The sequence below is a fragment of the Flagellimonas profundi genome (genome assembly GCF_017313275.1).
In the GTDB taxonomy this organism is placed as follows: Bacteria; Bacteroidota; Bacteroidia; order Flavobacteriales; family Flavobacteriaceae; genus Flagellimonas; species Flagellimonas profundi.
In genome coordinates this window covers 201,942-223,727 of the sequence record NZ_JAFLNM010000002.1, presented here as the reverse complement: position 1 = coordinate 223,727, position 21,786 = coordinate 201,942, and the positions used below count along the sequence as shown (strand labels likewise).

General features: G+C 41.7%; 17 protein-coding genes. 7 read left to right on the top strand and 10 right to left on the bottom strand.

Features of this window, described 5'->3' with window-relative positions; translation table 11 throughout:
- The first annotated feature begins 22 nt into the window (after window positions 1-22).
- Entirely contained in the window at window positions 23-733 is a 711-nt protein-coding gene (locus J0654_RS09935; protein WP_207028468.1) for an SDR family oxidoreductase, read from the top strand.
- On the opposite strand, the gene J0654_RS09930 is transcribed toward J0654_RS09935, so the two are convergent.
- The 4 genes from J0654_RS09930 to J0654_RS09915 form a co-directional block, all read right to left on the bottom strand.
- The gene (locus J0654_RS09930; RefSeq protein ID WP_207028466.1) at window positions 734-3,466 is read right to left on the bottom strand and encodes a PD-(D/E)XK nuclease family protein; all 2,733 of its coding nucleotides are present in this window, start codon (window positions 3,464-3,466) and stop codon (window positions 734-736) included.
- A 64-nt stretch (window positions 3,467-3,530) separates the two neighbouring features.
- The gene (locus J0654_RS09925; RefSeq protein ID WP_207028464.1) at window positions 3,531-4,889 is read right to left on the bottom strand and encodes an OmpA family protein; all 1,359 of its coding nucleotides are present in this window, start codon (window positions 4,887-4,889) and stop codon (window positions 3,531-3,533) included.
- Window positions 4,890-5,012: 123 nt separating this feature from the next.
- The gene (gene kbl / locus J0654_RS09920; RefSeq protein WP_207028462.1) at window positions 5,013-6,206 is read right to left on the bottom strand and encodes a glycine C-acetyltransferase; all 1,194 of its coding nucleotides are present in this window, start codon (window positions 6,204-6,206) and stop codon (window positions 5,013-5,015) included.
- Window positions 6,207-6,220: 14 nt separating this feature from the next.
- Window positions 6,221-9,346 carry a UvrD-helicase domain-containing protein gene (locus J0654_RS09915; protein WP_207028460.1) on the bottom strand — a complete coding sequence of 1,042 codons (3,126 nt, stop codon included), beginning with the start codon at window positions 9,344-9,346 and terminating at the stop codon, window positions 6,221-6,223.
- Between the two features lie 121 nt (window positions 9,347-9,467).
- On the opposite strand from J0654_RS09915, the gene J0654_RS09910 reads away from it, so the two are divergent.
- A complete protein-coding gene (locus J0654_RS09910) occupies window positions 9,468-10,076 on the top strand; it encodes a superoxide dismutase (RefSeq protein WP_207028458.1) in 609 nt (202 codons plus the stop codon).
- A gap of 547 nt (window positions 10,077-10,623) precedes the next feature.
- On the opposite strand, the gene J0654_RS09905 is transcribed toward J0654_RS09910, so the two are convergent.
- From J0654_RS09905 to purN, 6 genes are all read right to left on the bottom strand, one after another.
- Window positions 10,624-10,977 carry a hypothetical protein gene (locus J0654_RS09905; RefSeq protein WP_207028456.1) on the bottom strand — a complete coding sequence of 118 codons (354 nt, stop codon included), beginning with the start codon at window positions 10,975-10,977 and terminating at the stop codon, window positions 10,624-10,626.
- A gap of 2 nt (window positions 10,978-10,979) precedes the next feature.
- Window positions 10,980-12,551, bottom strand: a complete 1,572-nt coding sequence (locus tag J0654_RS09900; RefSeq protein ID WP_207028454.1) for a DUF6973 domain-containing protein — start codon at window positions 12,549-12,551, stop codon at window positions 10,980-10,982.
- A gap of 433 nt (window positions 12,552-12,984) precedes the next feature.
- Window positions 12,985-14,883 carry an amidophosphoribosyltransferase gene (locus J0654_RS09895; RefSeq protein WP_207028452.1) on the bottom strand — a complete coding sequence of 633 codons (1,899 nt, stop codon included), beginning with the start codon at window positions 14,881-14,883 and terminating at the stop codon, window positions 12,985-12,987.
- A 43-nt stretch (window positions 14,884-14,926) separates the two neighbouring features.
- Complete coding sequence (locus J0654_RS09890; protein ID WP_207028450.1) at window positions 14,927-15,853, bottom strand: PfkB family carbohydrate kinase; 927 nt, start codon at window positions 15,851-15,853, stop codon at window positions 14,927-14,929.
- Window positions 15,854-16,032: 179 nt separating this feature from the next.
- Window positions 16,033-16,668: a ribonuclease H1 domain-containing protein gene (locus J0654_RS09885; RefSeq protein ID WP_207028448.1), complete on the bottom strand. Its 636-nt coding sequence runs from the start codon at window positions 16,666-16,668 to the stop codon at window positions 16,033-16,035.
- A complete protein-coding gene (purN, locus tag J0654_RS09880) occupies window positions 16,668-17,231 on the bottom strand; it encodes a phosphoribosylglycinamide formyltransferase (protein WP_207028445.1) in 564 nt (187 codons plus the stop codon). The genes J0654_RS09885 and purN overlap by 1 nt, the downstream gene beginning before the upstream one ends.
- 162 nt (window positions 17,232-17,393) lie before the next feature.
- Here purN and J0654_RS09875 point away from each other — a divergent pair, with 162 nt between their 5' ends.
- The 5 genes from J0654_RS09875 (at window position 17,394) to pyk (ending at window position 21,747) form a co-directional block, all read left to right on the top strand.
- Window positions 17,394-17,627 carry an acyl carrier protein gene (locus J0654_RS09875; RefSeq protein WP_009778413.1) on the top strand — a complete coding sequence of 78 codons (234 nt, stop codon included), beginning with the start codon at window positions 17,394-17,396 and terminating at the stop codon, window positions 17,625-17,627.
- Between the two features lie 101 nt (window positions 17,628-17,728).
- Entirely contained in the window at window positions 17,729-18,979 is a 1,251-nt protein-coding gene (fabF, locus tag J0654_RS09870) for a beta-ketoacyl-ACP synthase II (RefSeq protein ID WP_207028443.1), read from the top strand.
- 9 nt (window positions 18,980-18,988) lie between these two features.
- Window positions 18,989-19,726: a ribonuclease III gene (rnc, locus tag J0654_RS09865; protein ID WP_207028440.1), complete on the top strand. Its 738-nt coding sequence runs from the start codon at window positions 18,989-18,991 to the stop codon at window positions 19,724-19,726.
- A gap of 105 nt (window positions 19,727-19,831) precedes the next feature.
- The gene (locus J0654_RS09860; RefSeq protein WP_207028438.1) at window positions 19,832-20,302 is read left to right on the top strand and encodes an IPExxxVDY family protein; all 471 of its coding nucleotides are present in this window, start codon (window positions 19,832-19,834) and stop codon (window positions 20,300-20,302) included.
- Between the two features lie 2 nt (window positions 20,303-20,304).
- A complete protein-coding gene (gene pyk / locus J0654_RS09855; RefSeq protein WP_207028436.1) occupies window positions 20,305-21,747 on the top strand; it encodes a pyruvate kinase in 1,443 nt (480 codons plus the stop codon).
- Window positions 21,748-21,786: the final 39 nt, after the last annotated feature.

The following is a 21,786-nucleotide window of genomic DNA, read 5'->3' as shown; positions in this document are numbered from 1 at the left end:
TTTACTTCAAAACAAAATCAACATGAAACTAGAAGGAAAAGTAGCATACATCACAGGAGGAACAAAAGGCATTGGATACGGAATTGCCGAAAGCTTGTTGGAACAGGGCATGAAGGTGGCCGTTAGTGGACGTAGTCAAGAAAGTGCCGATGCCGCCGTAAAAGGCTTGAACAATCCAGACAATGTATTGGGATTGGTGTCCGACGTGTCCAAATTGGAAGATGAGAAAAAGGCCGTAGCCGCCATTCTCGATAAATGGGGACAGTTGGATGTGGTAATGGCCAATGCGGGCGTAGGGCATTTTGCCCCGATAGATGAATTGGAAGACGAGAAATGGCATCAAATGATCGATACCAACTTGAACGGGGTATACCACACGCTAAAAGCCTCCGTGGATGCCTTGAAAAAATCCGAAGGGTACTATATGACCTTGGCCAGCTTGGCGGGAACCAACTTTTTCCCTACCGCAGCGGGTTACAACGCCACGAAGTTTGGTGTGGTCGGTTTTACGCAGGCCGCTATGCTGGATTTGAGACAGTACAACATTAAAGTTACCACCATTATGCCCGGTTCGGTGGCAAGTCATTTCAACAACAACGAACCATCGGATAAGGATGCATGGAAGATTCAGCCGGAGGATATTGGTAAATTGGTCATTGATCTGCTCACGATGCACCCACGTACCTTGCCAAGTAAGATAGAGGTGCGCCCCACACGTCCGGATTTGAAATAATCAATCTATTTTTTCAGTTAGGGGAACTGCTTCATTGCAGATTTCACTTATCAATCGGAACAAAAAATTTTCAAAGGTTGCAAGGGTATCCGCATGTATTCGGGTATCCTTGTCCTCTGAAAAGGGAAACAATCCTTTGCCCAAATGTTTAAATGAGATGATTCCTGCCTGTACGTCGCTAGTACCATATTTTTTGGAATAGAGGTAGGCGTAACAGAGCAATTGAAAGGCTTTGCTCTTATCATAATCCGTGATGAGGGCTTCCCAATCCGTTATTTTTACATTTTTGGCCTCTACCTTGCCCGTTTTGTAGTCAATAATGCGTACGGTGCCGTCAAATTCGTCCACGCGGTCCAAAGTGCCCTTTAATTTGATGGGAAAGTCAATCCCGGGCACTGTAATAAATTCTTCGTAGCGTTCCTCGAGCGCCAATATTTTGATTTCGTGGTGCTTCAGCTGTTGGAGCTCATCGTCCAAAAAGTTAGTAAGGTATTTCAGGATAACATTGTACACCAACAAGAATTTTCCCTTGGAAACATCTACCCCGGAAAGTTTCTCGGTAAAATGATGTTGCACCACTTCGGGGACTTGTTTTTTTAGGGATTTGATGTTTTCTTCCGTCAACAGATGGTCAATGAAGGAGCTGTACAGTTGCTCCAAACTATCGTGAATAATGGTCCCGAAGGTATTGGCCGCAATATTTTCCTCCACTTCCTCCAAATCGTTGATCTTAAGCATATTCCTGATGTAGAAATCAATCGGGTTTTTGATGTAATTGGTCAATGAGGTGGGAGAAAAACCTTTTTGCGCAAATGCTTTTAAATCTTCCATAAACTGGCCGTCCTTTTCAATTTGGATAAGTGGTTTGGGGTCAATGGAAATCTTGGGTGTGGCTATGGTATGGGTAATGTTGTTTTTTAGGTTTTTATCCGTCAGCAACTGTGTGATCAATCGGCTCTTTTCCCCACCTTCCAGTACATCGGGTTCGGTGTTATAGGTGATGAAGATATTCTTCGCTCTCTGGATCAGTCTATAAAAATGGTACACATAGATGGCATCCTTTTCTTTGTAAGTGGGAAGGCCATAATCGCGTTTTACATCAAACGGAATAAAGGAATTGTTGGATTTTCCAGAAGGGAGAATCCCCTCGTTCACGGAGGTAATGATCACCGTTTCAAAATCCAGGTTTCTACTCTCCAACATTCCCATAATTTGAAAGCCCGTTAATGGCTGGCCAATAAAATCCAGTGTTTCCATATGGGCCAATTGTTTGAATAGATTTTTGATGGATTTAAGCTCGCCCATAAAATCGACCTTGTCCAAATATTGGCCCAACTGGTTGAAGAGCGCATAGAATCGATATAGATATTCCAGTTCCAGCGTATTTTTTTCTTCTTGATAGATGATTTTCAATCGTTCTATGAGCAACAGACAGTTGTTTATCCAATCCAATGGGCTGATGGTTCCTTCAGGAAAAATAATCGACAACAATGCTTTTGCCTTTGGATATTTTTCGAGCGTTTCTGAATTGATGTAAAGCAGGTTGGCTTCTTTAATATCCTTGGACATACGTTGCGCAAAGTTTTCTTGCGCTTCGTTGGACAGGGTGAGTGTGTAGGGGTTGGAGATAAATTCCAATACCCGCTTAAAAAACCAGCCTCGCTCAGAAACGTTGAGGTGCAGTTCCAAAAAGTTCATAAAAAAGGAATACAGCACCGTTTTGTTCAATGGCATTCCCATAGTAATGTTAACTTCAGGTATGCTGCTTGGAATTCCATTGAGCATAGGGTTCAGCAAGGTTTCATCAGCTAGGACCAAAGCGGTTTTGCTAAGATCGATTTCTTCTTTCTCCCCTATTTCTTGCAACAGTTGACCCACATATTTGGTCTGTGAGATACTTTTAGGGACCCCAGTGATTGTGATATTCTTATTTTGAAGAAAATTGTCCTGTGGCTCTATGTTGTGCCCGTGCTTGTAGTAAGGCCAATTGTATTGGTAATCCCTGATAAATAAACCCGCATCGTGCAAAGGATCGTTTAAAAAATAGGAATCGATGTCCCAATAGATGTGGGAGTTGCCCTGTTCTAGATAATATTGAACAATAGTGGATTCTGCGGCGTTCAAGGCGTTGAAACCAATAAATACAATTGGGTTGGCACTTGTTTCTTTGTAATCACCACTTTGAATAACCTTGACGGCTTCCCGTTGGATCAATCCTTGATAGCCTCTTTTTTGTTCGAGCAGGGCATCATAAAAATCATTGTATATGGTTTCCAGGTTTTTCCAAAGTTGTAGATAGTTCTCTACTAGCTCTGATTTTTCCTTGCTAGTGGACCAATGGTTGATTTCCTTGATAGCGGATAAATAATTCAAAATATCGGTGGCCGGTATCAGATAGCCATCAATTTCATTGAAGTCTTGCAACAAGGTTTGTCCCCAAGTGATAAAGGACGCAAAATCATCTGATTCCTTTATCTCGGATTGTTTGTAAACCTTAAAGAGAAGGAGCAACAAATCAATATTGGAGGCCTGATTTAAATCTGATAATTTTCCGATGAATTCCTGAATGGATACTACTTCTGGACTAAATATGTTTTTCTCCAGCCTATTGGCGATATGTTTTTTTAAAAAGGTCCCCGATCGTTTACTGGGCAGTACAAAGGTGCATTGGGTAATATCCAGCTTCTTTTTAAGGAGGTCATCCAGTACATATTCAAGGAAAGTATCGTGCATGGATTAAAAATAAAAAAGGCCCCGCATTTGCGGAGCCTTTTTAAAGAAAACTTTGTTTCTTTTATTATTTGATCAAGTTGATTTCAACTCGTCTGTTTTGTGCTCTACCAGCTCTTGTGTTGTTAGTGGCGATTGGCTTAGCCTCACCGTAACCGATAGCAGAAAGTCTATCAGCATCGATTCCTTTGTCGATCAAGAAATCTCTAACAGAGTTAGCTCTTTCTTCAGAAAGTTTCTGGTTCAAGCTTTCGCTACCTACGCTGTCAGTGTGACCTTCAACAGTAAACTTAGCGTTAGGATACTCGTTCAAGATTTGGATGATGTCAACCATTACAGAAGTAGACTCTGCTTTGATAGAAGACTTACCAGTATCGAACAAGATAGTTCTAGCGTAATCGTTCAATTGTTTTTGAACTTCTTCAGTTACTTCTGGACAACCGTTGTTAGCAACAGTACCAGCAATTTCTGGACACTGATCGTCTTTGTCAAGAACTCCGTCGCCATCACCATCAGGCCAAGGGCATCCGTCGTTTTCAGCAGGACCAGCTTCGTTAGGACACTCATCATCTTTATCAGCAACACCGTCACCGTCAGCATCAGGACAACCAGCTAGAGCAGGAAGACCTGGAGTGCTTGGACAAGCGTCATCTTTATCGGCAACACCGTCACCGTCAGCATCAGGACATCCGTTCATTTCTTTAGAACCAGCTTCGTTAGGACAAGCATCTTTAGCATCTTCGATACCGTCACCGTCAGAATCAGGACATCCGTTAAATGCCTCTAGACCAGCAACTTCTGGACAAGCATCGTCTTTGTCGTAGATACCGTCACCATCAGTGTCAGTACCACCAAACTTAATGCTGATACCAGCCATATGTTGGAAATGCTTAACCAAGTAATCTTCGAAAGCGTGCTTGTATTGTGTTTGAAGTGTGAAACCTAGGTTGTCAGAAAACCAAAGGTTAACACCAACACCACCATTTACGGTACCGGCACCAATTTCGTCTATCCAAGTATAACCACCACCTACTTCTACGAAAGGATCGATTGTAGTGTTTTTAAGGAAGTTGTACTTAATTGTACCATCAATGGCGTAGTGAGACAAATCATCAACAGATGCATCTCCTATTTTTTCGATTCTGTTCAAGGAACCTCTAGCTCCAACAGAAAAACCATCTCCGATGTACTTGGAAACGCCTACATAGGATACAGAAGGCAAAATGTTCCAGTGATCTGATACGTTAAAGTACTCATCGAACAATGTAGTACTTGAAAGAGGGTTGTTACTATCGTTAGTAGGATAAGTGTCTATCGCATTCACCCCAATGCTAACTTGCCAGGGATTATTTTCGTCTTGCGCTTGTATGCTGTTGAACCCTACAAATACAAGAGCAACAACCAATAATTTGCTAAGATGTTTCATGCTCAAAATTTTAAGTTTAAGTGTTTATCAGCAGCAAATGTAAGTTGTTAAGACTTATTAACAAAATCTAAATTTCTTTTTTTTTGACTCATTTGCCAGAAGAATTACTGCATTTCATCGAATTTAGATGACATTTAACGATTTTCCTACTTTAACGAAGGCTTTTATTGCTCGGTCTAAATGTTCCTTTTCGTGGGCTGCTGAAAGCTGTACCCTGATTCTTGCTTTGTCTTTTGGGACTACCGGATAGAAGAATCCAATCACGTAGATCCCTTCCTCCAAAAGCATATCCGCCATGTTTTGTGAAAGCTTCGCATCGTAGAGCATTACTGGTACTATGGCGGAATCACCGTCAATAATGTCAAAGCCAGCCTCTTTCATTCCTTTTTTGAAGTATTCCGTGTTGCTTTCCAACTTATCCCTCAAAGTCGTGTCCGTATCAAGCATGTCAAAAACCTTGATGGATGCACCAACGATGGCAGGTGCCAACGAGTTGGAGAACAAATAAGGTCTGGAGCGTTGGCGTAACATCTCGATAATTTCTTTTTTACCTGTAGTATAACCGCCCATGGCGCCGCCCAGTGCTTTACCCAATGTACCGGTGATAATATCGATTCGGCCCATAACATCTTTTTCTTCCAATGTTCCGCGACCTGTTTCGCCAATAAAACCGGCGGCATGGCATTCGTCGATCATAACCATGGCATCATATTTATCCGCTAGGTCACATATGTTGTCCAAAGGAGCCAACAAGCCGTCCATGGAGAACACACCATCGGTCACGATTATTTTGAATCGTGCACCATCGGTATTACTTTGTTTGAGTTTTTCCTCAAGGTCGGCCATATCGTTGTTGGCGTATCTGTAGCGCTTTGCTTTGCACAAACGAACGCCGTCAATAATGGAGGCATGGTTCAAGGAATCGGAGATAATGGCATCTTCTGCAGTGAGCAATGGCTCAAAAACCCCTCCGTTGGCATCAAAGGCTGCCGCGTATAATATGGTATCCTCCGTTCCGTAGAAGTCGGCGATTTTCTTTTCTAATTCTTTATGAATGTCCTGGGTTCCACAAATAAAGCGTACCGAAGACATTCCAAAGCCATGAGTGTCCATGGTGTCTTTGGCGGCTTGGATCACATCTGGATGGGAAGACAGTCCCAGATAGTTGTTGGCACAAAAATTGATCACTTCCTCTCCCGTGGAGATTTTTATGACCGCCCCTTGTGGGGAGGTGATAATTCGTTCTTTTTTAAATAGGCCAGCTTCTTTGATCGCTTCCAGTTCTTGGGCCAAATGCTCTTTTATTTTTCCGTACATATCTTTAAATAACTTTATACAAAAATAGGGTCTATTTTTTGGTCAATATAAACAATAACCGATTGTTTGATTTGAAAATCCATATCTCTTAAAATATCGGCGTAGTTGGTAATCTGTTCCTTGTGCTTGGGCGATGGTTTTCCTGTTTTGTAATCAATGATGGTGGCTTCATTTCCTGAAATAACAATTCTATCGGGACGAAGGGAATGCCCATCCGTGGTCAAGATTTCCCTTTCATTCAATACTTGAAGGTCTTCCAAGAACAAATCCTTCAATTTGGGATGGTTCACAACAGCCATTATTTTTTGTTTGATGTCGCTGGCCGCTTCTTGTGGAAAATGCCCCTCAATTTCCAAACGTTCCAAAACGGCATTAACGTCGTTTATGGTTTCAATTTGGCTCAAAGCAAAGTGGATTACATTTCCCATTTCAATGGCTTCAATCCGTTCATCGTCCCACAAGCGGCCGGATTTTGTGGAAATCCTGAATCCTTCATCATCTTTGGGTCGGGTAACATAGTATATGTAGTTCTGGGTTGATTCCGAAGAAGAGATCGCCACCTCTTTTGATGGAAAAGTTCCAACGGTGTAAGTCCCACTTTCGTTTTCGGAAATCTTCTTTTGCTGCACGTACCATTGGAAAAGGTCCGAGTAGGATGCAGCTGCCTCAACGGCAGCAATATCTTTCTTGGGTTTTTCGGTAATTATAAAGAGCCCTTTAACGGGACGGGTCAGCGCCACATAGAGCACGTTCATGGAATCCAGCAAGGTTTTTTGCTCTTCGGCCATATATTTTTGTTGGGCCACCTCGTTGTATTCCAACATATCCTTATTGTTGTTGATCAGGAACTCATCCAACCCCAAAGCCTCATCCTTGGTGGTGGCCGGAACCCAAGTTTTCTTCTTCTTCCGTTTATCGTCCAGAACGGCATTGGCAAAAGGGAAAATCACAAAAGGAAACTCAAGGCCCTTGGCTTTGTGAATGGTCATGATTTTTACGGCATCCACACCATCGGGAGCGGCAATGGACAGGGATTCCTTTTTTACCTCCCAATAAGTAAGGAAGGCATATACGCTGGGTCCTTCTCTTTTTTCCAGATCAAGCACTTCGTCCATCAAAAATGAGATGTGTGCCACGGAGCCATGATAAAGCTCAAATTGCACAATGGCGGTTTCCATGATGGTCAATACAGGCGCTCCTTTCAGTTCATTTATATGGAAGTTGTATTCCGAGGCCAAGAAAGTTTCAATGTCATCCAAATGTTTGTTGATGAAGCTGTGCTTGCCATTTTCATTGGGGGACAGATACATTAATATATGGTATGCTGCCTCCCTATCTTTTACATTTTCAAAAACTCGGAGAATCGATACCAAAAAGATGACTTTCTCATTCTTTGCCAATAAAAGTGCATCCGAAGAAATGATGGGAATGTTCTGCTGCGCCAAAAAATCTGCCAGCAGCATTCCTTTTTTATTGTCCCGCACTAATACACAGATATCTGAATAAGCATAGTTTTCCGAAACAATATGCTGAACTGCTTTCAAGGTTTCATCGCAGTAGACGTCATCCTTATCTTCTGCATCTGCATCCAAAAAGGACATTTGAATATAACCTCCAGGCTTGTTGTTTGTTTTTTGATGGGAATCTTTTAAAAAAAGGTTGCGATAATCCTCATTGCCGAGCACAGGCGCCATTTCCGTGAAAAAACTATTGTTGAAGTCCACGATTTCATCACAACTCCTCCAGTTGGTATCCAACGAATAGGTGCTCGGTTCCACCACAAATGGGTGCGATTTTCCATTGATCAAGTCCAGGAACTGTTCGGCACGTCCTCCACGCCAGCGATAAATGGCCTGTTTTACATCACCTACCAAAAAGAGGGAGCCACGCTCATGCTTTTCATCCTCGCTTTCCAGGGCATTCCCTATAAGCGGCACTAGGTTTTCCCATTGCATTTTGGAGGTATCCTGGAACTCATCAATAAAATAATGCCGGTATTTTTCGCCCATGCGTTCATAAATGAAAGGTACCGGTTGATTTTTGATTTCCTTGGAGAGAATCGCGTTCAGGGAAGAAATAGGAATAATGTCCCTGTCCAATTCAATGTTCTTGATTTCCTTGGCGATTTCGTTCAAGACCGTCATTGGCACCATATTGCCGTACATATTTTGGAGGTAGGCATGTCGATAAACAAGTCGTTTTATGGAGAGATAGTTTTCCAAAATAGTTGTTGCCAATGTGGTAATGTCCCTTTTGTCGCTTGCCTTGAGCAATTTACCATCGACCAAGTTGGGTTCCAGGGTTTTGCTTGTATATAGGTTTTTCGGACTGAACTCCCCATCAACCATTTTTTTAAAATGATTGGGCAAGGTTTTTCTGGGAAAATCGGCAAAATCAAACCCTTGTTGCTGTATTTCCTGGAGCACATTTTGAGCTAGTTGTACCACTTTTTCCTCAATGGCCTTGCTTTCTGATGCTATCTGTTTTTGGATGTCCTGAAAATCTCCGATAGATTTTTCCCGCAATGGGTTTATGTGCGCTGCATGATTTTCTTGGAAGAGGAGTTTTCCTATTTCTATAAGGTCATAAGTAATGTTCCAGCTTTTGTCATCATCAATTTTTTCGAGCGAAAAGGCAATCAGTACTTCGGTGAGCTTTTCATCGTTGCCGGCTCGCTCCAGTAATCTTCCCACGGCTTCTTCCAATAATAGGTCGAGATTGAGCTCCACCTCAAAATTTTGGGATAGGTGAAGATCGCGGGCAAAAGTTTTTATGATTTTGTGGTTGAACTTATCAATGGTCGAAATCTCAAAAAAGGAATAGTTGTGCAGAATTCGCTTTAGAATAAGTTGGGACCGTTGTCGCAATTGCTCTTCGGTAAGGGAGAGTTCATCGCAAAGGGATTGGAACAGACTTTTCTGCTTTTCGGGAACCTGGTCCTGACCAAAAGCGAACAGGTTTTCCAATATTCTGGTCTTCATTTCGTCCACTGCCTTATTGGTGAACGTTATGGCCAAAATCTGGCGGAATTTTATCGCAGAATCATTGGAAAGCAATAAGGTAAGGTAGGTTTTGGCAAGGGCATAGGTCTTGCCCGAACCTGCAGATGCACTGTATATTTTAAAATTGGAGCCCTCCAAAAACCTTTTTCATGCAAAATAAGGATTCCTTACCTGATGTTAACATGGTTTTAGCGGAATATAAATGTTAAAACTCTTATTTTTACGTAAATTGATTAATAACCTAAAAAAACATAATATTATGGCTTTTGAATTACCTAAATTACCCTATGCATACGATGCATTGGAACCTCATATAGATGCAAGGACCATGGAAATCCACCATACCAAGCACCACAATGGCTATACTACTAAGTTGAATGCCGCAATCGAAGGGACTGATTTGGCAGGTAAAGAAATTGTGGATATCCTATCTAATTTGGATATGTCCAATACTGCAGTTAGAAACAACGGTGGAGGATTTTTTAACCACAGTCTTTTTTGGGAAGTTATGTCACCGAACGGAGGAGGAACTCCATCTGGTGAGTTGGCTTCCGCAATCGATGAGGCTTTTGGTTCTTTCGATGCCTTTAAAGAAAAATTCAGTGCAGCTGCAGCTTCCAGATTTGGATCTGGATGGGCTTGGCTTTGTGTTCACAAAGGAGGCAAAGTTGAAATTTGCTCAACCCCAAACCAAGACAATCCCATTATGCCTGGCGTAGGTTGCGGAGGATATCCAATTTTAGGATTGGATGTTTGGGAGCACGCTTACTATTTGCACTATCAAAATAGGAGACCTGAATACATTTCAGAATTTTTCAGTGTGATCAACTGGGATAAAGTTTCTGAAAACTATGCAGCTAGTAAATAATAACTAGCCTTTTATACTATAAAAAGCCGTGCACTGAGTGCACGGCTTTTTTGTTTTAATTTTTTTAAATAGAAAAGGGTGAGGAAGCCCTCACCCTTTTCGTCCCAAATCTTACCATAAACTTAACCTACTTATGCTATGGCGAGACTAAAATACTGGTATTGTGAGAAATAACAAAGGGTTTTAAAAAATATTTTGCGTTTTGGAAGAAAAAGAAAACGTGCAGTTCATCGATAAAATGGATAAAACCTTGGTAGTCAAATATAAAGAAGGCGGAGCACGCTCCGCCTTCTTTCCCCAAATCTTACCATGAACTTAACCTACTTATGCTATGGTCTTCCAAATGTAAGCCAAGCATTGTTTTTGTCCATAACCTTTTAGATGAAACCCCCTTTAATTGGTTAAAGTGTACATCATGGATGATGGATTGATAAATATCAAGAAAACTGTACTTTTTAAGGTTTAGGGAAAGGTGTGGAAAATAAAAAAGGTGGAAGCCATTCCAACTTTTTAGACCCTGTTTGGGCATTTACCAAGAAAACACTTTTTACAACTGTGCTTTAATTTCCAAACTCCCTTTTGTTGCTTTGTACGGGTCAAAAATTATAGTTTTTGAACCTCCTCCATAATAATCCGTGTACCATCGCTCATCAACTTTACCGGAAAGCTTTAAAATAGGTTTGCTATCCAATGAATTGAGTCTTATCAAAATAGTATCGTTCACTTGACCTTTTACCCAAATGTTCATCATAGAGTACGGGTAGTTCTTATAGGGCTCCAGTATAATGGTCTTTTTTCTGGTAAAATCGTTAATTTCTAATGTTTCGTCATCCTTACCACAAGAAGCCAGAAGTAAACACAAAAGGGAAATCGGAAATATTAATAAAATTCGAGCATTCATAATCATTGATTTGTAGGAATTAATTGAGAACTATTTGTTGCATTCCAAAAGCCGTCTTGATATACTAGATTATTCAGATATCTCAAAGCGCCATTGTCCATAGCCTCATGTACCAATTGATACAATTTTCCTGCCTCGTATGCTATTTGCCTACCCTTGGCATTATTGTACAAGTCCATTTGAGTCTCTTTGTGATGGTTGGGATAATCAGGATCATATTCAATGTTTTCATGTGCCGTAGTCAGTTGTGAAGTTAAATCTTCTCCTATATATACGGTACTTAAGGCATTCCAAAATGTATGTTTGAACGCATCCCCTTTTCTGTTCCTCACAGGTCTTGGAAAGTGGGTTTCTGCGTAGATGTAAGATTGAACAGCTGCCATGAGATACCCCTTCTTTTGTAATTGTGATAGATTATTGAACAAGACCACTTCCGTAGGCGACATTCTACTTTTGATCATTTCATTCAATGAAGGGTCATATATCAACATATTCTCAAAATCCACCTCCCCACTGTTGTAACGTGCCTCGATGGCCGCATTGCAAAAGGCAATTGTTTCTTCTGAGTTTCCCATAGTTTCCAAAAAAGTTCCCACTCTTTCGTAGAACGTCGAGTTTTTTGGATCCGTGAACCAATCATATTCCGGCGAGGCGGTGTTCAGTCCTATCTTAAAGGCCAATGGGTCGGCACCTTCCGGTATGCTGTTCATCATCGTGGCAGATATGAGTATATCGTTCCCGGCCGTTGAAACGTTTGTGCCCCCATCGGAGCCGCCCAAATGGTTCTCGGACACATACTCTTGGGCCGCACCGTTGGAATTGCTATCACTGGTGCAGAACATTTCGGATTGGTAATCGGTATAAGGTGAACTACAAGAGCCGTAACCATCGGTACAGTTGCAGTCGCTGTCGTGATAGTGCGTGCCCGTGGCCCCATTGCCGAAGCAGGCATAATCAATGTATACCTCCACGTTGTAACAGTAAACCTCTGCGTTGTCATTGTCCCCGCCACCATTGCAGTCAAGTTGGTCATATAAACAAGGCGTTTTACCGGTGAGCGCGCCCATTTCGTCCATGTCAAAATCCAATAGTTTTTCAAATGTTGTGTTGCGGGCCATGTCATAGTCCTTGGGGAAGATCCCTTTTTCGGTACCGCCATATAAAAACCGGTACACTTCCAATTCGCCCTTTCGTTTTACCACCATCAGGTTCTGTAGTATGGTGGGGTCCCTAAGGTCCCCGTCCGTCATGTAGAAGGTGTAGGAGGTATAATCCCCACTTTCCATCTCAACTTTTTTAACGTGTTTCTTGCTTATCTTGAACTTGCGCTTTTTCTTCCGTTTTGAAGCGTTGCCATCCACTTGTTCAAATTCCAAATGATTGTTGAGGGCATTGTAAAAAGGTTCTTGCTCAAAGGATTCGAATTCTATTTCTTCAATATTGAGTGCTGGTTCCTCCCCAACGGTTTCGACTTTTGGATCTGTCCTTGAGGAGTTTTCCACTTCTTCCGTTGTACATTGGTTGGCCAGAATGGCCAGTAGCATCACTGGCAATAGGTTACGCAGTTGTTTCATTACTTGTCCAATTTTAATTTATACTAAGATTTGGGCGGAAATCTTTAAAAAATTGCCGCAACGTAGGGTATGTGAGACCGGTTCTCACGTACATTTTTGCTGCGTTTAACAAGTAATGGGAATTGTGTTGCGACTAAACTAACAAATATTTTTGACTTAAAATTGGACGAAACTCTTAAAAACTAGGTGTTTCCCGCAATTTCAAACTATAATAGCATGGAAATATGTAAAAATGATTTGTGAAAAGTGTAGAAAATAAAAAAGGTGGAATAGCTTCCACCTTTTTTGCCCCAAATCTTACCATGAACTTAACCTACTTATGCTATGGCACTTACTAAAGTAGGATTGCAGGCAGCTGATTGTATAAAAACCCGCTGTTCTGCTAGTTTCATCGATAAAGTGCACAGATTGTGCTATTTCTCTATCTTATTGATTAATAAGCCCTTTCGTTTTTGCCTTCAAAAAAGTTGACGAATGCTTTGTTGACTATTCTGTTCCCGCCCGGTGTTGGGTAATTTCCTGTAAAGTACCAATCCCCTAAATTTTTAGGACAGGCACTGTGCAATCCTTCAATGCTTTGATATATAATTTCCACCTCTGCATTAATGCCATCCGGGCAAAGGATCTCGCCGATTTTCTTCGAAATCTGTTTGGCCGAAAACGGAGCATAAAACTCCTTCACATAATTTACCGCATCTTTATTGGAAGGGTCGGTCTGCGTTAAGCATTTCTCATAGATCTCTTTGATCAAGTGTGTGGTCCCATGGTCTTCGTGCAAAGCTTTGGCGGCTTTAAAGGCAACAAAGTCTTCCAATTTGGCCATATCTATCCCGTAGCAATCGGGGTAACGGATCTGCGGTGCGGAGGAAACGACTACTATTTTCTTGGGAGATAGTCTATCCAATATTTTAAGGATACTGCGCTTTAAGGTTGTTCCGCGTACAATACTGTCATCTATAATAACAAGGTTGTCCGTGCTTTTTACAGAACCGTACGAAATATCATAAACGTGGGTCACCAAATCATCCCTACTGCTATCTTGGGTGATAAAGGTTCTCAATTTTGCATCCTTAATGGCCACCTTTTCAATACGCGGTCGAATATTCAAGATTTTATGGAGCTGCTCTGCTGTCATTTTAGGGCCCAAAGCTAAAATTTGTTCCTCTTTTTTCTTGTTGAGGTAATTTTGGGCCTCTTTCACCATTCCAAAGAATGATGTTTCCGCGGTATTGGGAATATATGAGAAAACCGTGTTTTCCAAATCGTTGTCTATTGACCTCAAAATTTCGGGAAATACGAGTTTTCCCAATTTTTTTCTTTCTTGATAGATTTCTTTGTCACTACCACGAGAGAAATAAATGCGTTCAAAAGAACAAGCTTTACGTTCCGTAGGCTCCAATATCTTTTTTAGGGCCATGGAACCATTTTTCTTAATGATTATGGCGCGTCCGGGGTCTAGTTCATGTACATCATCAAAATCAACATTGAAAACCGTTTGGATCACAGGTCGCTCCGATGCTACAACCACCACTTCATCATCTTGGTAGTAATACGCGGGTCGTATACCTGCAGGATCTCGCATCACAAAGGCATCACCATGGCCAATGAGGCCGCTCATGGCATAACCGCCATCCCAGTTTTTAGAGGCCTTTCTCAAAATCTTGGCTACATTCAGGCGTTCCGCGATCAAGGCAGAGGCTTCCCTTTTTGTATACCCTTCTTTTTTGATCTGTTTGTAAAGCTTGGCCACGGCATCATCCAGAAAGTGACCGATTTTTTCCATTACGGTAACGGTATCGGCCTTTTCTTTGGGGTGCTGTCCCAGTTCCACCAGGTTGCCAAAAAGCTCATCAACATTGGTCATGTTAAAGTTGCCGGCTACAATAAGGTTCCGGTGCATCCAATTGTTTTGTCTCAAAAACGGATGTACGTTCTCAATACTATTTTTTCCGAAGGTGCCGTAGCGTACGTGCCCCATCAAAAGCTCACCGATGTAGGGAATGTTCTTTTTTTGCCAGTCCACATCGTTCTCGTGCTCTGGATGTTCGGCCAAGGCAGTGTTTATACGGTTGTTGATCTGGGCAAAAATATCCTGAATGGGCTGCTGCTGGGCAGACCGTACACGGCTCATGTAACGTTCACCGGGCTGCATGTCCATTTTTATACTGGCAAAACCGGCACCATCCTGTCCGCGGTTATGCTGTTTCTCCATCATTAGGTACATCTTATTTACACCGTAAAAAGCGGTACCGTACTTTTCTTTATAGTACTCCAAGGGTTTAAGCAAACGGATCAACGATATTCCGCATTCGTGCTTAATGGGATCACTCATAACAAACCAAATAAAAAAGCCCCGAAAATCTCAGGGCAAACATTTATGTTAATTCAATATTGAACTGCGTCAATTCTTTAAACTGTACCAAGCGGGTCTCAACCTCGCTCTTTTTTAAATCCACCATGCGTTCGGTTCCAAAACGTTCCACACAGAACGATGCCAAATTGGATCCATGGATAATGGCGTTTTTCATGCTTTCAAAAGAAATGTTTCCGGCCTCGGTCAAATATCCGGCAAAGCCTCCTGCAAAAGTGTCTCCTGCTCCCGTCGGGTCAAAAACCTCTTCCAAGGGCAGGGCAGGGGCAAAGAAAATATTGTCGTCGTGGAACAAGAGGGCACCGTGCTCCCCTTTTTTGATCACCACATATTCCGGTCCCATTTCCTGAATCTTGGCGGCAGCTTTTACCAAGGAATATTCGTCGGTCATCTGTCGCGCCTCTTCATCGTTAATGGTAATGACATCGATTTTGGAAATAACCGCCATCAATTCATCCCATGTATTGTCCATCCAAAAATTCATGGTATCCAAAACTATAAGTTTTGGTCGTTTTTCCATCTGCTTAATTACACTCAGTTGGATATTAGGGTGAAGGTTGCCAAGCATTACGATATCCGCATCGGAATAATCGCTGGGCACAACAGGATTGAAATCGGCCAAGGTATTCAGCTCCGTGGCCAAGGTGTCCCTTGAATTAAGGTCGTTATGATACTTTCCTTCCCAAAAAAAGGTTTTTCCACCTTTTACTATTTCAACTCCCGAAAGATCTAGGTCCTTGTTTTTAAGAATATCCATGTAGGATTGTGGAAAATCGTCCCCAACTACAGAAACAATCGCAGCGTCTATTTTGAATTGTGAAGCTGCCAAACCGATAAAGGTACCGGCGCCCCCCAATATTTTTCCTGTTTTCCCGAACGGTGTTTCAATGGCATCAAAAGCCATGGTTCCCACGATCAGCAATTTGCCCATTCCCTAATTTTTGCTGCAAATATACGGTTTGATATGCCATATTGGAATCATTGGCATAGGTTTTAAGAAAAAGAGTGGGCAAATAGTATTTCACCTTCAATTACAAGCTGGAATTAAAGGTTGGTTTCGGGCACGCTTTCAGGTCTTGCATCTTCTGTCTCAAATCCAATTTCTTAAAACTATTTTCTTCCGAAATCGGCGGGAATTTCGCCCCAAGCTTTGGTTTCCCACTTTACAATGGGAGTGTTGAACCGGTTCTTTTTGAGCCACTCTTCGGCACGTTCGATGAGTTCAAAAAGCTGAGTGTTTTTGGCTGTTCTGTTCAATTTGGTGCCACATTTTTTCTTTCGTACCCACCCAATGGCTATTCTGGAATCGGAATAAATGATTCGGTCACTTTTTTGCTGTTTTAAGAAAGCAAGGCCGTGTACCAGTGCCAAAAACTCACCGACATTGCTCGTTCCCTGCTCGAACGGGCCTTGATGAAAAAGGACCCTTTTACTTTTGGTATCCACCCCTCGATATTCCATTTTTCCAGGGTTGCCACTGGACGCCGCGTCCACGGCAATGGAATTGTAGTTGGGCTCACCAATTTTCAGTAGTTCTTCTGGGGTAAGTTCGCTTTTCCCCTTGGATTTTCCTTTATATTCCAAATAATTTCCGTTGAAAGCTTTTTTGGCTTCTTCAAAGGTGGCGAACGATTTGTACTGTGCCCCTTTTACCCCGTCAATTTGGGCCTTGCAATCTGCCCAGGATTCAAAAATACCGGGGTGTTTGCCTTGCCAGACTACATAAAACTTTTGTTTCTTGGCCATTAGGACAGCAGTTTTTCTATCACTTTCGGGAAGTGTTCATACTCCAATTGATGTACTTTTTTGGCAATGGCTTCGGCATCTTCCGATGGCTCTAAGGAGACCTTGGCCTGAAAAATAATGGCTCCCTCATCGTAATTTTCGTTCACGTAATGTATGGTAATGCCCGTTTCGGTTTCATCGTTTTCCTTTACGGCTTGATGTACCCTTTCCCCATACATGCCCTTTCCTCCATATTTTGGCAACAAGGCAGGGTGAATATTGATGATCTTATCTGGAAATGCTTCGATGAGGTTGGATGGAATCTTCCATAGAAAGCCCGCCAACACAATCAAATCTGTCTGTAGCCCCTGAAGAAACTGTATTACGGCATTGGAATCCTTGAACGCGGTTTTGTTGAAATAGAATGCAGGCACTTTAAGACGGTCGCAACGCTCCAGTACTTTGGCCGAGCTCTTGTTGGTGAGCACGGCGACGACTTCCACTTGCGGTTTTTCACGAAAAAAGGAAATAATATTTTCTGCATTGGACCCACTGCCCGATGCGAAGATTACAATTCGTTTCATTCGTTAGGAATTGATGTGATTTTGGACTAAATTACATCGGCTAAAGTAAGGCACACTATTTTAAGATGTTTAATTTGGAGCACATTTTATCGACAAATGATGTATTTAATCCAAAGTTTTATATTTTTGCCAACGATTTAAATTTTTAAAACCACAATAATTATGTCAGACATTGCATCAAGAGTAAAGGCTATCATCGTTGATAAACTGGGTGTAGATGAAAATGAAGTAGTTGCAGAAGCTAGCTTTACCAACGACTTAGGAGCGGATTCCTTGGACACTGTTGAACTTATCATGGAGTTTGAGAAAGAATTTGATATCCAAATACCAGATGACCAAGCAGAGAACATTGCCACTGTAGGTCAGGCCATTAGCTACATCGAAGAAGCTAAATAATTAAATGATATATCGCTAAAGATTACAAATTATCCATGTGGTGGTTATCACATGGATAATTTTTTTTATAATTTAGGTCTAAAGGGTAAAAAAATAGTTCAATGCAGTTAAAGCGAGTTGTAGTTACCGGAATGGGAGCGTTAACGCCAATAGGTAACAATTTGGAAGCTTATTGGGAAGGACTAAGAATCGGTAAGAGCGGTTCTGCCCCCATTACTTATTTCGACACCGAAAAATTTAAAACAAAGTTTGCGTGCGAACTTAAAGGGTACGACCCTTCCGATTTTTTTGATCGTAAGGAAGCCAGGAAACTGGACAAGTTTGCCCAATATGCCTTGGTGTCTTCCGACGAAGCCATAGCGGACTCTGGAATAGACTTGAACGTTGTGGACAAGTTTAGGGTAGGTGTTGTATGGGGAGCAGGAATAGGCGGATTGGAAACTTTTCAGAATGAAGTGATAGGGTATGCCCAAGGAGATGGTACACCACGTTTCAATCCTTTCTTTATTCCTAAAATGATTGCCGATATCGCTCCGGGCAACATTTCCATAAAACATGGATTTATGGGGCCTAACTACACCACGGTTTCTGCTTGTGCATCTTCGGCAAACGCCATGATCGATGCACTCAACTATATTAGGTTGGGACATTGTGACGTAATCGTTACAGGTGGTAGTGAGGCGGCCGTAACCATTGCAGGAATGGGTGGATTTAACGCTATGCACGCTCTTTCTACCAGAAATGAAAGTCCTGAGACCGCTTCCAGACCATTCGATGCAACACGTGATGGATTTGTATTGGGTGAAGGTGGTGGAGCATTGATTCTCGAGGAATATGAACATGCCAAAGCCAGAGGCGCCAAGATTTATGCCGAAGTTGTGGGCGGGGGATTATCCAGTGATGCTTACCATATGACCGCACCACATCCAGAAGGTATCGGAGTAGTTCAAGTAATGAAAAACTGCTTGGAAAATGCAGGATTGAAACCAGAAGATGTTGATGCCATCAATACGCATGGAACCTCTACACCACTTGGTGATGTAGCTGAGCTCAAAGCTATTTCTAAAGTATTTGGAGATCATGCCAAAGAAATCAACATTAACTCAACCAAGTCAATGACAGGACACTTGCTGGGTGCAGCAGGAGCCATCGAGGCCATAGCATCTATTTTGGCCATGGAGCATAGTTTGGTGCCTCCTACCATTAACCATAGTGTAGTGGACGAGCAAATTGACCCATCATTGAACTTGACCCTGAACAAGGCTCAAGAGCGTGAGGTAAAGGTTGCCATGAGCAATACATTTGGTTTTGGAGGACACAATGCATGTGTACTTTTCAAAAAAATAGAGTAGTTTTATAATATGAAACTCACCTCCAAAATATTCAATTCCCATCCGAGCACGGATGGGGATTTTTTTTTGGGTATCAAAAGTATCCTTGGATTTAAACCCAAGAACATAGAAATTTATAAAACTGCTTTCCTTCATCGGTCCATGAACAAAAAGGACAAAAAAGGAAACCCGGTGAACTATGAACGATTGGAGTTTTTGGGTGATTCCATGCTGGGTACTATCATATCAAAGTATTTGTACAACGAAGTTCCAGAAGGGGACGAGGGCTATTTGACCAAAATGAGGTCCAAGGTCGTTAGTAGAAAACACCTCAATGAATTAGGAAAAGATCTGGGATTGTTGAAATATGTGGAGAGCAGGATCCCCAAAGAGCATTTTGGAGAAAACATCTATGGAAATGTATTTGAAGCATTGGTAGGGGCGATTTACTTGGATAGAGGGTACAATTATTGCGAAAAATTTATTGATGAAAGAGTAATAGAACCCTATGTAGATATTGAACAACTTGAGGGTAAAGTAATCAGTTACAAGAGTTTGGTTATTGAATGGTGCCAAAAGGAAAAGAAGCCGTTCCATTACAATGTCTATGAAGATACAGGGAATGATGAACTCAAACATTTTGCCGTAAAACTGACTATTGGGGACAGAATGCTGGCAAAGGCCAGGGCCACTTCCAAGAAAAAAGCAGAAGAGAAAGCATCCAAACGTGCCTATTTTGCATTGCAGAGCAGGATTGACAATAACTAACTTTAAATAATGGTAAACTCAAACGTTTTCGCTCTTTTTAGAAGTGTATTGTTTTGTATTAACTAGGCATTCATTAGGATTAAGCCTATATTTACCGTTCGTGTTATGGGCATGTTAACAACGCACAAGATATCAGCTGACTTATATGATGATAGTTTTTCTCTCATCGCCATTCACAGTAATTTGGAAGATTATGCCATCACTTATGCCATAAATTCCGGTTGTGGGCTGTATCTAAAACGGATGAAAAAAGACCTTCATCTTGATGAAAATATGTCTTTCTCCGTTTTCGATTGGGACGATGAGATAAACGATGTGTATTGGACACTGATTTCAAACAAATGTGAAGTGGAGGAAGAGATACCATCAGTGGGATTGTTTGGGAACAACACTTCCACAAGAACAGATCATTTGGTGAAAGAACGCAAGGAAGTGGATTATTTTTTGAAAGTGGATACAGCAGATGAAACCATGTTTGCTCAAAAAATAAGATCCATTAACCAAATCGCCAAAGTGATAACAGCATATCCATTGGATACACAAAACTTAAAATCAAAAAGAAATTTAATCTTTTAACAATGCCAACTAGAAAGAAGACTAAAATTGTAGCAACCTTGGGTCCGGCCACCAGTAAGAAGGAAACCTTAAAGGAAATGATCCTGGCAGGAGTAGATGTTTTTAGAATCAACTTTTCTCACGCTTCTTACGAAGATGTTGCCGAGCGAATTAAAATGATAAGGGAACTGAATGAGGAGTTGGAATTAAACACCGCCATACTTGCCGATTTGCAAGGCCCCAAACTAAGAGTAGGGGTAATGGGCGGCGAAGCCATAGTTTCCCCGGGCGATCAAGTTACTTTTGTTACTGGCGAGCCTTTTGAAGGAACTGCCGAGAGAGTTTATATGAACTATCAAAGCTTCCCCAAAGATGTAAAGGCCGGAGAACGTATTCTATTGGATGATGGCAAACTTATTTTTGAAGTAAAGTCCACCAATGGAGAAAATGAGGTAGTCGCTACCGTAATACAAGGAGGTCCACTTAAATCAAAAAAGGGAGTAAACCTTCCCAATACTAAGATTTCTTTACCTGCCCTTACGAAGAAGGACGTTAAGGATGCCATTTTTGCCATTGGTCAAGAAGTGGATTGGATAGCATTGTCCTTTGTACGCCATGCACAAGACTTATATGACCTTCATAATCTGATAAAGGAACATACTGAACATAAAATTCCGGTGATTTCAAAAATTGAAAAACCAGAAGCCCTTGAAAACATAGAAGAGATTGTAAAGGCTTCCGATGGATTAATGGTGGCGCGTGGTGACTTGGGTGTTGAGATTCCCGCACAAGAAGTCCCATTGGTTCAGAAAAAATTGGTGCTGAGCGCCAAAAAAGGAAGAATACCCGTGATCATTGCCACACAAATGATGGAGACCATGATCACCAGTTTAACACCTACTCGTGCCGAAGTGAACGATGTGGCCAACTCCGTGATGGACGGCGCTGATGCCGTTATGCTTTCCGGTGAAACATCAGTGGGTAATTATCCTGTACAGGTTATTGAAAAAATGACAAGTATTGTTTCAAGTGTTGAGGGGTCCAGCCTTATTCAAGTGCCACAGACTCCACCGCACATCAGGACAAAAAGATACATTACCAAATCGGTATGTTACCATGCTGCATTAATGGCCAATGAAATTTCCGCAAGGGCCATTTCCACTTTAACCAATAGTGGATACACGGCTTTTCAGATTTCAGCTTGGAGACCAGCAGCTCATATTTTGGTGTTCACATCGAATAAAAGAATCTTGACCCAGTTGAATTTGCTTTGGGGCGTAAAAGCATTCTACTACGACAAATATGTGTCCACGGACCAAACCATTGAAGATGTAAACCAAATTGCCTGCCAAAAAGGCTTTTTGGATGTTGGGGATATGTTGGTCAGTTTGGCAGCTATGCCGATCAAAGAAAAAGGTATGGTGAATACCTTACGGGTAACCGAGATTGAGAGCTGTAATTTTTAATGGCCTCAAATTTATGACTCAATAAAAGGTGCCCATTGA

What these genes read in the sequence shown, in the direction of transcription:
- J0654_RS09935 (WP_207028468.1), top strand. Translation starts at nt 23, where the DNA reads ATGAAACTAGAAGGAAAAGTAGCATACATCACAGGAGGAACAAAAGGC.
- J0654_RS09930 (WP_207028466.1), bottom strand. Translation starts at nt 3,466, where the DNA reads ATGCACGATACTTTCCTTGAATATGTACTGGATGACCTCCTTAAAAAG.
- J0654_RS09925 (WP_207028464.1), bottom strand. Translation starts at nt 4,889, where the DNA reads ATGAAACATCTTAGCAAATTATTGGTTGTTGCTCTTGTATTTGTAGGG.
- kbl (WP_207028462.1), bottom strand. Translation starts at nt 6,206, where the DNA reads ATGTACGGAAAAATAAAAGAGCATTTGGCCCAAGAACTGGAAGCGATC.
- J0654_RS09910 (WP_207028458.1), top strand. Translation starts at nt 9,468, where the DNA reads ATGGCTTTTGAATTACCTAAATTACCCTATGCATACGATGCATTGGAA.
- J0654_RS09905 (WP_207028456.1), bottom strand. Translation starts at nt 10,977, where the DNA reads ATGAATGCTCGAATTTTATTAATATTTCCGATTTCCCTTTTGTGTTTA.
- J0654_RS09900 (WP_207028454.1), bottom strand. Translation starts at nt 12,551, where the DNA reads ATGAAACAACTGCGTAACCTATTGCCAGTGATGCTACTGGCCATTCTG.
- J0654_RS09895 (WP_207028452.1), bottom strand. Translation starts at nt 14,883, where the DNA reads ATGAGTGATCCCATTAAGCACGAATGCGGAATATCGTTGATCCGTTTG.
- J0654_RS09890 (WP_207028450.1), bottom strand. Translation starts at nt 15,853, where the DNA reads ATGGGCAAATTGCTGATCGTGGGAACCATGGCTTTTGATGCCATTGAA.
- J0654_RS09885 (WP_207028448.1), bottom strand. Translation starts at nt 16,668, where the DNA reads ATGGCCAAGAAACAAAAGTTTTATGTAGTCTGGCAAGGCAAACACCCC.
- purN (WP_207028445.1), bottom strand. Translation starts at nt 17,231, where the DNA reads ATGAAACGAATTGTAATCTTCGCATCGGGCAGTGGGTCCAATGCAGAA.
- J0654_RS09875 (WP_009778413.1), top strand. Translation starts at nt 17,394, where the DNA reads ATGTCAGACATTGCATCAAGAGTAAAGGCTATCATCGTTGATAAACTG.
- fabF (WP_207028443.1), top strand. Translation starts at nt 17,729, where the DNA reads ATGCAGTTAAAGCGAGTTGTAGTTACCGGAATGGGAGCGTTAACGCCA.
- rnc (WP_207028440.1), top strand. Translation starts at nt 18,989, where the DNA reads ATGAAACTCACCTCCAAAATATTCAATTCCCATCCGAGCACGGATGGG.
- J0654_RS09860 (WP_207028438.1), top strand. Translation starts at nt 19,832, where the DNA reads ATGGGCATGTTAACAACGCACAAGATATCAGCTGACTTATATGATGAT.
- pyk (WP_207028436.1), top strand. Translation starts at nt 20,305, where the DNA reads ATGCCAACTAGAAAGAAGACTAAAATTGTAGCAACCTTGGGTCCGGCC.